The following is a 14,171-nucleotide window of genomic DNA, read 5'->3' on the forward strand; positions in this document are numbered from 1 at the left end:
AAGAGAGAAAGCCATGTTATGTTCCACATTTAATTAACGTCTCAAGTTCGCTATTTATATCTTATTGATGTTTTTGTTGGTTTAATTTATCCATATCAGAGATCAAATCTTTAACTTTATCGATACTGTCAACATAGGTTCCACTGGCCAAAGGATGACCACCGCCACCATATTCTTCGGCGACACCGTTGATAGGAATACATTTGGAACGAAGGTTGATGCGGAACCGATTGAGATCTTTTTCGCTGACAACGATCCAATTGTTAACCTTGTTGATACGACCAATCAATGGGACGACATGATCAATTTCACCGTCATCTAAATTGAAATCTTCTAAGATATCTTTTCGAATGACAATATAGCCAAAGCCAGAATCGGTAATCTTTAAATGATTTAAAATATAAGCTTCTAGATGGGCTACTTGCAAAGACATTTCATCTTCTTGCAAGCTAATTTTAGAAATATCGATTCCCGTTTTAGCTAATTTAGCAGAAGTCAATAAGGTTCTGTAACTAGTCTCGCCATTTAAGAAGCGGACTGTATCGCCGATGATTCCAGCGTAAAGTTTTTCAGCAATAGTTTTAGTTAATTGGAAACCTTGGATTGCCTCAGTAAATGAAAAAATCATTTCGGCACAACTTGAAAAGGAAGCGTCGACCCAATTAATATCACCAAAAGGATCAACATTAGGATGATGATCAATTTTTATAATCTCTTTAGCATTCTTGTAGGCTCCATTATTGTCGATACGTCTCGCATTGGCAGTATCTACGGCAATTACTAAGGAATCCTTATAAAGTTCATCAGGAATATCTTGCATTTTGCCAATCCAATCAAGAACTGAAAGATCGGTTCCAGTAATATAGAACTTCTTTTGAGGGAAAACCTCTTGAAGAATGGCACTCAATCCAGCTTGCGAGCCAATAGCATCAGGGTCAGGATTCTGATGTCTGAGAATAACAATTGTATTATATTGTTCAATCTTTTTTAAAATGTCATTAATCATAAGATTACTCCTCAAATTAGCGTATTTAATGAAACAAACTTACTTCAAATTAACCTTTAATAGTCTGATAAGTCAATAAAAAATTAAAAAATTTATCCTTTAAATAAACAGATGAAAAAAGTCCTTGGCATTACTGTATCACTTCAAATAACTCTGACTTACAAAAATGTAAGGAATTGTAAGAAGAATCGAACGACTAAAAAAGGTTCAACCGATATGATAGAGACATCAATTAGAGATTTACAGTTAATAAATGTTCATGGAGGGAAAAATAAGTGCAAAAAATAGTTGAGGTACAAAGTGTTGAAAAAATTTATGGTAAAGCTGATGAAAAACAATTTAAGGCTTTGTCAGATGTCAATTTCGATGTTAAGCCTGGCGAATTCGTAGGAATTATGGGTGCATCAGGTTCGGGTAAAACCACACTTTTGAATATTCTATCGACATTAGATACACCGACTAGTGGTCAGGTGAAAATTGCTGGTGAGGATATTACTAAATTAAACAATAATCAGATGGCTGATTTTCGAGCTAATAAGATTGGATTTATCTTCCAAGATTTCAACTTGTTAGAGAATTTAACTGCCTATGAAAATATTGCTTTGCCACTAGCGTTACAAAATGTGTCGGTTAAAAAAATTAAGCCAGCGGTAATGAGTATTGCTGAAAAATTAGGTTTGACAGATATTCTCAATCACTATCCAACCGAGTTGTCAGGTGGTCAAAAGCAACGTGTAGCCGCTGCTCGTGCCTTGGTTCATGAGCCTTCAATCGTCTTTGGGGACGAACCTACTGGTGCTTTGGATTCTAAGAGTGCTAGAGCGTTGTTAGATACACTAATGAAAATTAATCGTGACGACAATGTTTCAATTCTTTTAGTCACACACGATCCATTCTCGGCCAGTTACTGTGATCGAATTTTGTTCATCAAAGATGGTGAAATTGGTCAGGAACTTAAAAAAGAAGATAATTCACGTGCTGAATTTTATCAAGAAATCTTAGATTCATTAGGAACATTTACAGAATAGGGGAGGAAAAATGTTAAATAAATTAGCCTTAAGTGGAATCAAACATCGAATTCGCGATTACACGGTTTTATTCTCTGGATTGATGATTGCCTCAGCAATCTTTTATATGTTCATGTCACTAGCGACTAATCAAGCTTTTCTAAGTTCCAATTCTCCAGCCGCAGCGACTAGTTTTATTTTTGCCTTTGGTATTGTTTTATTGGCAATTATTACAATTGTCTACATTAATTATGCCAATACTTTTCTTTTAAGTATGCGCCAAAAGGAATATGGGATGTTTATGATGCTCGGTGCTAAGAGTAGTAAAATCTCACGAATGATCTTTGTTGAAACCTTCGCGATTGGTGCTATTTCAACAATTATCGGTTCAGCTATTGGTGTTTTAGCCACTAGTTTTGTTGGTCGTCTTTTGATCAATTCTTTAGATATGAAAGTGAAACACTTCAATAGTTTTTATTTACCGGCTCTTTTATGGACACTAGTTTTCTTCATCGTTATCTTTATGTTTTCCGCTTTTAGAAATTCAATTTCCTTGCGTCGTAGTAAAGTTTTAACATTATTGAATCGTGATAGTCAGCCTGTAAAAATCAAACGTAACGGCGTGATGAAATCTGTTCAGGCAGTTCTAGGTTTAATTTTACTTGTCATTGGTTATTTCTCAATGTACTTGTCAGGAAATAATCCAGGCGCAATTTATATTGGAATTCCCATTGCTTTAGTGACAATTGTCGGCGGTACGTATTTCACAATTAATTCTTTCATAACGGCTATCATCGTTATGTTGAAGAAGAATACTAAGTATTCTCAAAAAGGCTTGAATAATTTTACGTTATCTCAGTTGAGTTTTAGAATTAATGACTATACGAAGATTCTTTCAATGGTTTCCATCATGTTTGCTTTAGCCTTAGGTGCCATTACCGTAGGATTAGGCTTTAATAATCAAATTGACAACGTTGTAAATGGTCAAAATTATTACGATGTTCAGGTAACTAATCCAAATTCGGCACAACAGAAACGAATCAAAGAATTAAATATCGAGAAAAAAGATATTTATAATTATAAAACTTCTGGAAAAACTGTTTACTATCGTAGTAGTGAATTTAAGAAGCAACCGCTTGGTTATGCACAGATGAATATGAATACAATGTATTTTAAACTCAAGCATTCATCTAATCCGGCTAAGAATGAAAGTGCCAATTATGAATTGATGAATACACGTTTACCGGAATCTAGAATGCTTGCAACTAAGTTTGTGAGTGACGCTCAATATAGTGCTATTAAAGGCAAAGAGACAACCACGGTATTAGTAAAAACTAATTCCTTCAAGAATAATTTATCAACTATTAAGAGAATTTCTAAAGCTGAAACACAGCGTTACGCGACCCTTAAGCAAGCTGGTGGCGACAAGTACTCTTCCTATACGTTAGTCAATGGTTTCTTCTCAGGTTTAGAGTTCATGGGATTTTTCTTAGGAATTGCTTTTCTAGCAATGTTAGCTAGCTGTTTGATGTTCAAAATTCTGTCAGGTGCTAATAGTGACGTTAAGCGTTACAACATGCTTTATAAGATTGGTACAAGACAAAGTGTACTCCGCAGTGCAATCAATAAAGAGATTGCTGTCTTATTCTCGGTGCCAGCAATTCTTGGAATTATTCATGTTTTGATAGGTTTGCAATTGTTCGTTAAATTGCTTTATAAGCCATATACAAATATTGAAATTCCTTTTGCAATTTTCTTGGTTTTATATCTGGGTTATTATTTCTTAACTCGTTATCTTTACAAGAAAATTGTTCTCAAATAGTTCCAGTTCCCTCCTGGGAACTGCGATCGACGGGTATTGACCTTTCGATCGCAGCTTTCTGGAAAAGGAAAGCATTCCCCCTTAATAATGGAGATTGGACATTTTTATTCAATTCTCTAATTTCGAGATCCTCAACAAATCTCTTAGCACATCAATTTTCGTTCGGAAATTGATGTGCTTTTTTTCGATTTTGGGTCGAAAATCGTTTGTTGAGAAAAAAATATTTATTTATTTTTTATTAAAAATTTAGGTGTTAAAAAGCCGATTTAACAATGATTATAAGTTTTTTCTTAATAAAATCATATGCTAAAATTGATTTCACAAAAAGTTTTTTGTTGTCAAAACTGCGGAAACACATTAAAATTTTATTAATAAATAAAAATTAAATTTAAGAAATGAAGAAAGGGGAACTAAATTATGTCAATGATTGAATTCCGCGATGTCCAAAAATATTATGGAAACTTCCATGCATTGAAAGATATCAACCTAAAGATTGATAAGGGGGAAACAGTTGTACTAGTTGGTCCCTCTGGATCAGGAAAAAGTACTCTAGCTCGAACAGTTAATGGTCTAGAAACAATTCAAGAAGGTCAATTGATTGTTAATGGTCACAATATTTCCGATAAAACTACTGATATCAATCTAATTAGAAAAGATGTAGGGATGGTTTTTCAGCATTTTAATCTCTATGCAAATAAAGATGTTTTGGAAAATGTTATGTTGGCACCAAGAATCGTTTTGAAATTAAGCGAAGAAGAAAACAAGAAGACGGCAATGGCTTTATTAGATCGAGTAGGCTTAGCTGATAAGGCACATAACATGCCCTCACAGATTTCTGGTGGACAAAAGCAACGTGTGGCAATTGCTAGATCTTTAGCTATGAAACCTCGTTGTATGCTGTTTGACGAACCAACCAGTGCGCTAGATCCAGAAATGATTGATGATGTGTTGGGAGTTATCAAATACGTTACTAGTCAAAGCGATATGACTTCTTTGATTGTTACTCACGAAATGGGATTTGCCCAAGAAGTAGCTAATCGAGTAATTTTCATGGATGAAGGTCAAATTCTAGAAGATGAAGCAACAGATATTTTCTTCGAACAACCTAAGAATGACCGTGCTAAGCAGTTCTTAAGTAAGATCATCAAACACTAAAGGGGGAATGGCTGATGAAACGTTTAAAATATTTAACTTTAATTATCACCTCACTGTTCCTAGTCCTGACTCTAGTTGGCTGTGGTGCGAAGCCGCTTTCAGAGCAGAACGTTCTCGAAAATGTTAAGAAGGATAAAACTATTACTTGGGGTGTAAAAGCTGATACCAAATTGATTGGTCTGATCGATGTTAAAGATGGTCAGGAAAAGGGATTTGAAATTGATTTAGCCAAAGCGATTACGAAAAAGATGTTAGGTAAGAATGCTAAAGCTAAGTTCGTTACGGTAACGTCACAATCAAGAATTCCACTTTTAAAGAATGGAAACATTGATGCTATCATCGCTACAATGACCATAACGCCTGAGCGAAAGAAAACCATTGATTTCACACAGTCATATTTTGATGCTGGACAATCAATTTTGGTTAAAAAAGGATCGTCAATTAAAAAGGTTCAAGATTTGAACGACAAAACCATTATTGGTGTAGTGGGTTCAAACTCAGTTGAAAATGTGAAAAAATATGCGCCTAACGCACAGGTTCTACAGTTACCTGATTATGCCCAAGCATTGACGGCTTTAAAATCCGGCCAAGGAGACGCTTTGACGACTGATAATGTCATCTTAGCGGGAATGGCCGTAAATAATCCCGGTTATGTCTTACAAGGTAAGGCTTTTACAACAGAGCCTTATGGGATTGGTGTTAATAAAGGACAAAAAGACTTTAGAAAATCTATCAACAAAGCTTTAGATGAATTAGTAAAAGATGGAACGTACAATAAATTGATCAAGAAATGGTTTGGCGATGTTCCAGGCTTCAATTACAAGGAGGTGCTACGTCATGATTAATCTTTTGACAAATAACTGGAGTGCCTTTATCAGTGGCTTCGGTTGGACGATTCTTTCGAGTATCTTGGCACTATTCTTTAGTTTGATCATTGGTTCGTTAGTTGCCATCTTGGAAGTAGTTCCAAATAAATTTGCTCGTATCGTTGGAAATGTTTACGTTGAAATCTTCCGTAATATTCCACTGTTAGTTATCACAATGTTTTTCTACTTGGTAATTCCATTGTATGTAGTAAAAATCAACGGATTCACAGCGGGAACGATTGGTCTGACGATTTATACTTCGGCGTTTATTGCTGAAACAGTTAGAGCCGGGATTAACTCAGTTGATATAGGACAGATGGAAGCAGCCAGATCGCAAGGAATGACTTTTTGGCAGGCGATGCGTTATATCGTTTTACCACAAGCATTCAAGTTGGTAATACCACCATTAGGTAATCAATTCGTTAACTTAGTTAAAAATTCGTCAGTCTTAGCTTTCGTGGCAGGATTCGATTTGATGTATCAAGGAAATGCTATCGCTTCGCAGACGTTTGATACAGTGAATACCTATATCATCGTCGGAATATTCTACCTAGTTATCACGTTACCAATTAGTTATTACATGCAGTATTTAGAAAGAAAATTAGCTTAGGAGGAGAAAATTATGCAAAATTGGGTCAATGCTTACTCATGGATCAACATTCGATTTCTTCTCCAAGGGTTAGAAATCACAATCTTGATCTCCGTTATATCGGTGATATTAAGTTTCATTATCGGGTCAGTCTTGGGAATTATTCGTTACTCAAAGATCCGTTACGTATCAAAAATCATCGGTATCATTATCGACGTTATTAGAAACTTGCCATTGCTGTTGATTATCTTCTTCGTTTACTTTGGATTACCGGCATTTGGATTTAAACCAGATACAATTCCGGCAGCCATTATGGCGATGACAGTCTTTGAATCAATGATGATTGCTGAAATCATCCGTTCCGGAATTTTAGCGGTTGATATCGGTCAGATGGAAGCTTCCAGAGCAATGGGAATGAACTTTATTCAGGCTATGTGGCATGTCGTTTTACCTCAGGCTTATAAGAAAATGATTCCTGCTTTAGTAAGTCAATTCATTTCACTGATCAAGGATACGTCTTTAGCAACAATCATTGTGGTCCCAGAATTGATGCAACATGGTCAAGTAGTTTATGGACAGAATCCAAACTACATTATTCCAGTCTTCGTGATGATGGCAATAATGTACTTCGTAGTCTGTTACGCGCTATCGCTCTTATCAAAATATATTGATCATAGAATGGCATAAAATAAAATATTTATTGACAGATGAAAAAGAACCGTTTATAGTGAGTGTCAATCAAATAAACAAATATAAGTGTCTGAATCAAGTAGTAATGTATCTGAGTGTAAGAAAGCCGGTGGTTGATGCGAATCGGTCAGGGTGCAGTTATGAAATACCAGACATGACTTGGATTTCCAAGCGGAAGAAGAGAGCCGTTATTTCTCGTAGAGTGGAGTAAGTGCTTTTTTTGAAGTACTTCTCAAGCTGGGTGGTACCACGGTAAATCGTCCCTGTTGCATTTATGCAGCAGGGACTTTTTTTCTACCAAGGGGTAAGAGATATGATGATAAACACATGTGGGGGCAATCCTCGATATTGGATCTTCGATTTTAAATAAAAACAAATTGGAGGATTCATTATGAATAAGAGTAAAAAGAGCATTAACTTTAAAGAAGCCATTGCAATACTGATTGTGATGCTAATCATCTTAGGAACTGGAGTCATCAAATTTGGTCTGTCGCCACAGACACCAGTTTTAGTCGTTATCGGCTTATTAGTTTTATGGGCCAAAGTTCGTGGAAGTAATTGGGATGAAATCTCTGATGGAATTGTTGATGGAGTTAAAAATGGAATTGTTCCTATTTTCATTTTTATCTTAATCGGAGCTTTGATCGGTACCTGGATTGCTGCTGGTATTATTCCATCAATGATGGTGGCTGGCTTTCATATGATTTCAATTCGTTGGTTTGTCCCATCAGTTTTCCTAGTTTGTGCACTGATTGGAACCTCAGTCGGAAGTGCCTTTACAATCATTTCAACCCTAGGGATTGCATTGTTCGGTATGGGTCAAACTTTAGGAATGAATCCAGCATTAGTAGCTGGTGCAATTATTTCTGGCGCAATTTTCGGTGATAAAACTTCACCGCTTTCAGATTCAACTAACTTAGCCGCTGCCATTGCAGAAGATGATTTATTTGCTCACATTAAAAATCTAATGTGGACTACGATTCCCGCTTTTCTGATTTCATTAGCATTATATGCAGTGATTGGAAATAGTGGTACGAATGCTAATTTAGGAAAAATTGATACAACTTTAAATACTTTAAATAATAATTTCGTAATTTCATGGTGGTCAATTCTACCTATTGCTTTATTGTTTATCTGTGCAGTTAAAAAGGTACCAGCTATTGCCACTTTGCTTTTAAATATTACAGTCACAGTTGGGATGATCTTCATTGAGAAACCTAATACACCAGTAAAAGATATTGCAGGATTTATTGAAAATGGTTTTGTTTCAAAGACTGGAAACGCCAGTGTTGACCAATTATTGACTCGTGGTGGAATCTCTTCAATGATGGGTACAGTTTCATTGATTTTTCTAACATTATCCTTAGGTGGGCTATTAATGAAGTTTAATGTTATTCAAACAGCGATGGCTCCTTTAGCTGAGAAATTAAAGACACCAGGATCAGTTGTGACAGCAACGATTCTATCCGGAATCGGAGTTAACATTTTTATCGGCGAACAATACTTATCAGTTATTTTACCCGGTAAGGCATTCAAAGGGACTTTCAACAAACGTGGTTTGGACAATTTAGCTTTAAGTCGAGTCTTGGAAGATGGTGGAACTGTAATTAACTACTTAGTTCCATGGGGTGTTGCTAGTGCTTTTGCTGCCAATACATTAGGAGTACCAACATTATCATTCTTGCCATTTTGTTTCTTTAGCTTACTATCACCAATTCTTTCTATTATTAGTGGTTTCACTGGTATTGGTTTGAAGAAATTACCCGAAGAAAAAACAGCGAGCAGTGACGAAGTAGTTACAGCCTAAAATATCAAAAATGAAACATAATAAATGGACTAAGGCAATTAAAGTACGATTGCCTTGGTCCATTTGCTTTAATCGAAAAAACTACGTGAGCCTATAATTATTTTTATTTTTTACCCTAATTATTGGCACTTTGCCAACTTAGTCGTAACTTAGGACTGTTATGCTTAAAAAGACAAATGTTTAGGGAGATTATTATTATGAAAAAAATTAAAATAGCTATTTGGGGTATTAATGTTATTTTAATTGCGATTATTCTCTTTTTAGTTCTTGGAAAAGGCTATAAGAATAATAACAATGAAAATAATTATAAAACTTATACTGTTCAAAATGATGGTACTAATTATTTTAACGGAATCGTACAAGAGACTGACAAAAAAATTGTTAGTGACGAACCAAAATCAGAAGATGAAAGTCTAGTAGCAACGCAAGTTACTAACGGTGACAAAGTTACCAAAGGACAAGTGTTATTTACTTTTTATAAGAATATGAGTAGTGACATCAACAGCGTCAATACAGAAATTCATCAGGCACAATTGGCCATTCAAGAATATAATTCTTCTGAGAAGAAGACTGATGACCAGATTGAATTAAGTAAGAATCAAGAGATGTTATCTGAGGCTCAAGCCAAATTAACCAAATTGAATGAAACGCAAAATCGCCAAGTATTAGCTCCAATCAATGGAACATATTATAAGGATGATACAGGTCACAGTTATATTTATGGGGCACCAGTTATTCAAGGTAGTGTTAATGAATATAGTTTGGACAAAATTAAGGTTGGTGAAAATGTCACAGTTGTCAAGAATGATGGAACAAAGATTTCTGGCAATTATGATCAAAAGGATAGTATTCCTTACAGCACACGGAACGTTTCTTACTATCATTTCCGCGTCGCAACTGATGAAAAATTGCCATACGGGATGCATGTTCAAATTAAAAATGCGTCAGATGGCTATAAAATTCCAGAAAATACTGTTTGGTCAAAAGATACTGTTTATGTTTTGAAAAATAATAAGAAGTATAAACGTGTCGTAACGATGACTAAAAAAGGTCAAAACTATTACGTACTCGATGGAATCAAGGCTGGCGACAAGCTGGTTATCAAGTAAGGCGGTGAAATAATGCTTAAAGTTACTAATATTGGCAAAGCTTATGGCAAATTCACGGCACTGGAAGATATTAACTTAGAGGTAGCTGATGGTGAATTCTTAGCTATTATGGGACCTTCTGGCTCTGGTAAATCAACTTTGATCAACATTTTAGGATTATTGGATCAGAGTTATAGCGGCGAGTATTTGTTAAAAGGGAAAAATTATAAAGAGGTAAATGATAATCGGTTATCACAGATTCGTGGGGACCAATTAGGATTCGTGTTTCAGAATTTCAAATTATTAACGACTTATAGTGTGTATGAAAATATTGAAATTCCACTAGTCTATAGTAAAAAAGAACAACACAATAAACAGACACTAGTTGAAGACGTAATCAATAAGGTTGGATTAGCAGGCAAAGAAAGAAATCGTCCTTCTGAGTTATCTGGTGGTCAGCAGCAACGTGTTGCTATTGCTCGTGCAATTGTTAATCGACCTAATTTAATTATCGCAGACGAGCCGACAGGGGCCTTAGATTCGAAGACTAGTAAAGAGATCATGGATATCTTTACTAAATTGAATCAAGCTGGAACAACCGTCATTATGGTTACTCATGATAGCGAAGTAGCAAAGTACGCTATGCGGACAGTTTATATTCGTGATGGCCGTCTTTATAGCGATGCGGAAAGCGTGAAAAATCATGACTGAAAAAATTTTGATCGCTTTAAAATCAATTGGTAAAAATAAAAATCGAAACTTTCTAACGATGCTAGGAATTATTATTGGTATTGCTAGTGTTATTTGTATTTTAGCTATTGGAGATGGTTTTGCACACACGGTTACTAAAGGGATGGGAGATCACAACACCCATAACAAAGTGATCCTTCAATGGGAAGCCACTTCTGATTACAATACTGACGGTGGTTTCACTTCAAACGATGCGGCGGTCCTTGAAAAGATCCCTGGAGTCAATCGGGTCAAACTAACGAGCAGTATCGTTGAAGCTGGAGCTAAGGTTCAATACAAAACCAAGCATGTCTCGATAGGTTTGAATAAGCAACCGAAACATCTGAAGTTAATTAAGGGAAACTATTTCACGATGGATAATGCATCTAATGGAATTTATATTTCTCATGACTTAGCCCAAAAATTGTTTAAGAAAAATGCTCTCAATCGTTTAATATCGGTTGATGGAACTATCTTTGTAGTTCAAGGAATCTACAGTGCAAATGGGATGACTTATCGTCCTGATGCCTATGTTTCAAAAGGCATTTTTAAACAATTATTTGCCAGCCAGTTGTCACGTGATGAAGTTAAAATGTATATTCAACCAGACGCTAGTAAGAAGCGGATTGGTAAAGAAGCAGTAAAAAAGATGAAGAAAATGGGTGAACAAAAAGATACTGGACGCTATTCAGTTTCTAACCCTGATCAAATCAGTAAACAGTTTACCAAAATCTTAAATGGTATTACTTACTTTATTGCATTCATTGCCGGAATCTCGTTGTTAATTGCTGGTATTGGGGTCATGAATGTGATGTACATAACGGTGTCAGAACGCCGTAAAGAAATTGGAATTCGACGAGCCTTTGGGGCGACTGCTAGCGATATAAGAAATCAATTTCTTATTGAAAGTGTTGTTCTATGTATTATTGGGGGCTTGATAGGAATTGCTTTAGGATACGGATTAGTAGCCGTTATTAATGCATTTCTACCATTCAAAGCCGTTATAACGACCTATGCAATTATTTTATCGTTGTCAGTTTCAACTGCGGTTGGATTAGTGTTTGGATTCATTCCATCAAATAAAGCTGCAAAATCCGAATTAGTAGGTCTATTGAAAGAAGAATAGGGGAAAAAATGAAAAAATTATATAAATTAGATCGAATTTCCGTACTAGGGATCTTCTTGATCTATCTATTTATGACAATTATCAAAATGCTAGTCGCAGATCAAAATGTAGCGGAGATGCCACAGATGGGGAGATATTTGAAATTAGGAATTTTTGCCTTAGTAGCATTGATTGCGTTTGGTGTTTTTTATTGGGTCTATACTTTATTGCTAAAGAATAATGATCACTATAAAGTTACTTTGCTTGTTAATATGTCATTGTGTCTGGCTTTCGTAGCATTGTTAGGAACAATTGTGTACTTAATTGCAGGTAAAACTAATATCTGGGTCAGTGGTATCGTTGGAGCGATCGGATTCGGTGGCTTAGGTTTATTAAATTGGGAAAGTTTGGATGTGCCGCAAGCTGATAAGATTAAAATAAGTGTTCTAACTGTTATTGGATTTATTTTAACCTTAGTTTAAAAATCTTGATAAGTAGCGAATATAGAACAAGAGATAAATTTCCATCTAAAAAGGCCAATTCGTCAATCATTTTTGATTGCCAAATTAGCCTTTTTTGATACTTTAACTAAATTATTAATTATTCATCAATTCTGTAAGTAACTCTTTAGCCGATTCATGGAGACTGGCTTTAGATTTGTCATAACCTAAATGTGTATAGATTTCACCGACATAGATATTATCTTGATAAAGTTTATTAAAGACTTTATCAATTATAGGGCGAGTCTTCTCTTCTTCTTGTACTGGTCCAAATGGATTAGCAAAGAAGGTTGTGCTCATGCCAACTTCATCAGTTGTGCCAAGAGCTTTACGTTTACCAGCGATAAAAGTAGCCTTGGCTTTCTCTTCGTTAGGGAATTGATGCAAGCCAATCTCTGCATCGTAATTGTTAGCATAGACCCACATATCAATCGAATGATGTTCAACAACGTGTTTGTAAGTGTTAGCTGGAAGAATAACTCGAGCATTCTTCAATTCAGGATTTAGATAAATACCACGATCCATATTATTAAAAGCAACAGAACTGCTCAAATCGTCCAAGCGGACGAAAGCACCAGTCTCGGTACCTTGTGCGTAGACATTGCCTTGATCATCGAAAGCAAAACTACCCATATCATCGAAGATGGTTTCAATGTTGATAATTTTGTCGTCAGCAATCTCTTGTAAAGCTTCGATTGATTCAGATTTTCCAGCACCGGAATCACCGAAGAAGACAACTGATTTAGTCTTACCGTTAGAAAAGCTGATCTTAACCATAGAGCCATGAATAGGAAGACGATTTTCATAGATCATGTGCAAGTTGTGAAGTGTCAAACACATCTTCTTCATATAACCAAAGTAAGTCGTTTTATCGTTATAAGGTACTTCACCGACCCAAATATTGTTGTCAGTGTCGTGATAGTAGTGGCTAACATCGCCTTTGGTTTTGTTTAAACCAAAGAGTAAGATTTCATCGGGCTTTTGACCAGCGATACTATCTTTGTCGGCAACTTCAAAGAGATTAGCTAGAGCAATTCCACTGACGAAATAATCACGATGGAAGTAGATAAAGGCTAAGCTTTCACCAATTTTAGCAGGGAAGCAGTACCAATCTTTTTGATTACCATCGAATTTGTCAATCGGATTGTCGAAGACTTCGCTAAAGACACCTTCACGCTTATTACTCTTAGTGTGCATCATCATAGGTGGACGTAACATCAAGGTATCTAAGAAACGGATACTTTCGAGTGATTGATATTTTTGAGGTGTATTCCATTGGATTGATTGTGTTAGAACACAGGCATTAGTTCCAGCATTCACTTGACGATAAGCCTTATTAGTAAATCCCTGGAGTTTTTCTTCAATTGAACGATACATTTGGATGACGATTTCGTTAAAATGATTATCAAAATTCATGAAGTTGCCCTTAACAATAGCACTGTTATGCTTGTTGATTAGAGAAACTCGGAAATAGGAACGGTAGTATGAATAAAGTTCCTCAATACTTTTGAGAATTTGTTCATTACCATATTTTTCATAACCAGCTTTATTATCAATTAAAATAGCTTTTAAAATATCAATATAGGCTTTAGTATCTAGAGCTTCAACCTTATTGGTAACGGCAAGTTGGCTTTCCTGTAGATATACATCGACTAAGTTATAAAAACCTTGGCTGTTGACGAGTTGAAAAATATCTTGAATATATTCCTCGCTGTAGTTGATGACTGCGACTGATCGATCGGGGTTAAGATAAAACGCCTTAGATTCAGTTGCTTTTGGTGACTTTGACATACTAGAGATCTCCTTT

The 14,171-nt window shown here is 35.6% G+C and carries 13 protein-coding genes; 11 read left to right on the forward strand and 2 right to left on the reverse strand.

What is annotated here, in order from left to right; translation table 11 throughout:
- Positions 1–61 precede the first annotated feature (61 nt).
- Entirely contained in the window at positions 62–1,006 is a 945-nt protein-coding gene (locus tag LA20249_RS08640; protein ID WP_057738061.1) for a DHH family phosphoesterase, read from the reverse strand.
- A gap of 275 nt (positions 1,007–1,281) precedes the next feature.
- On the opposite strand from LA20249_RS08640, the gene LA20249_RS08645 reads away from it, so the two are divergent.
- From LA20249_RS08645 to LA20249_RS08695, 11 genes are all read left to right on the forward strand, one after another.
- Complete coding sequence (locus LA20249_RS08645) at positions 1,282–2,034, forward strand: ABC transporter ATP-binding protein (protein ID WP_057738058.1); 753 nt, start codon at positions 1,282–1,284, stop codon at positions 2,032–2,034.
- A 10-nt stretch (positions 2,035–2,044) separates the two neighbouring features.
- Positions 2,045–3,835, forward strand: coding sequence for an FtsX-like permease family protein (locus LA20249_RS08650; protein WP_057738056.1), 1,791 nt, complete (start codon positions 2,045–2,047; stop codon positions 3,833–3,835).
- A gap of 417 nt (positions 3,836–4,252) precedes the next feature.
- Positions 4,253–4,990, forward strand: coding sequence for an amino acid ABC transporter ATP-binding protein (locus LA20249_RS08655; protein WP_057738054.1), 738 nt, complete (start codon positions 4,253–4,255; stop codon positions 4,988–4,990).
- A gap of 14 nt (positions 4,991–5,004) precedes the next feature.
- Positions 5,005–5,835 (forward strand): transporter substrate-binding domain-containing protein, encoded by an 831-nt coding sequence (locus LA20249_RS08660; protein WP_057738052.1) that lies wholly within the window; start codon positions 5,005–5,007, stop codon positions 5,833–5,835.
- On the forward strand, positions 5,828–6,466 hold the full coding sequence (locus LA20249_RS08665) for an amino acid ABC transporter permease (protein WP_057738050.1): 639 nt from the start codon (positions 5,828–5,830) through the stop codon (positions 6,464–6,466). Before LA20249_RS08660 ends, LA20249_RS08665 begins: the two co-directional genes overlap by 8 nt.
- A gap of 12 nt (positions 6,467–6,478) precedes the next feature.
- On the forward strand, positions 6,479–7,132 hold the full coding sequence (locus tag LA20249_RS08670) for an amino acid ABC transporter permease (protein ID WP_057738048.1): 654 nt from the start codon (positions 6,479–6,481) through the stop codon (positions 7,130–7,132).
- Between the two features lie 394 nt (positions 7,133–7,526).
- Positions 7,527–8,942 (forward strand): Na+/H+ antiporter NhaC, encoded by a 1,416-nt coding sequence (gene nhaC, locus LA20249_RS08675; protein WP_057738046.1) that lies wholly within the window; start codon positions 7,527–7,529, stop codon positions 8,940–8,942.
- Between the two features lie 197 nt (positions 8,943–9,139).
- Positions 9,140–10,051, forward strand: a complete 912-nt coding sequence (locus LA20249_RS08680) for an efflux RND transporter periplasmic adaptor subunit (protein WP_057738044.1) — start codon at positions 9,140–9,142, stop codon at positions 10,049–10,051.
- A 12-nt stretch (positions 10,052–10,063) separates the two neighbouring features.
- Positions 10,064–10,741 (forward strand): ABC transporter ATP-binding protein, encoded by a 678-nt coding sequence (locus tag LA20249_RS08685; RefSeq protein ID WP_057738042.1) that lies wholly within the window; start codon positions 10,064–10,066, stop codon positions 10,739–10,741.
- Entirely contained in the window at positions 10,734–11,885 is a 1,152-nt protein-coding gene (locus LA20249_RS08690; protein WP_057738040.1) for an ABC transporter permease, read from the forward strand. Before LA20249_RS08685 ends, LA20249_RS08690 begins: the two co-directional genes overlap by 8 nt.
- 8 nt (positions 11,886–11,893) lie before the next feature.
- A complete protein-coding gene (locus tag LA20249_RS08695) occupies positions 11,894–12,346 on the forward strand; it encodes a hypothetical protein (RefSeq protein WP_057738038.1) in 453 nt (150 codons plus the stop codon).
- 114 nt (positions 12,347–12,460) lie between these two features.
- Here LA20249_RS08695 and LA20249_RS08700 read toward each other — a convergent pair whose 3' ends face one another.
- On the reverse strand, positions 12,461–14,155 hold the full coding sequence (locus LA20249_RS08700) for a hypothetical protein (protein ID WP_057738036.1): 1,695 nt from the start codon (positions 14,153–14,155) through the stop codon (positions 12,461–12,463).
- Positions 14,156–14,171 lie beyond the last annotated feature (16 nt).

It is taken from the genome of Companilactobacillus alimentarius DSM 20249, assembly GCF_002849895.1.
Classification (GTDB): domain Bacteria; phylum Bacillota; class Bacilli; order Lactobacillales; family Lactobacillaceae; genus Companilactobacillus; species Companilactobacillus alimentarius.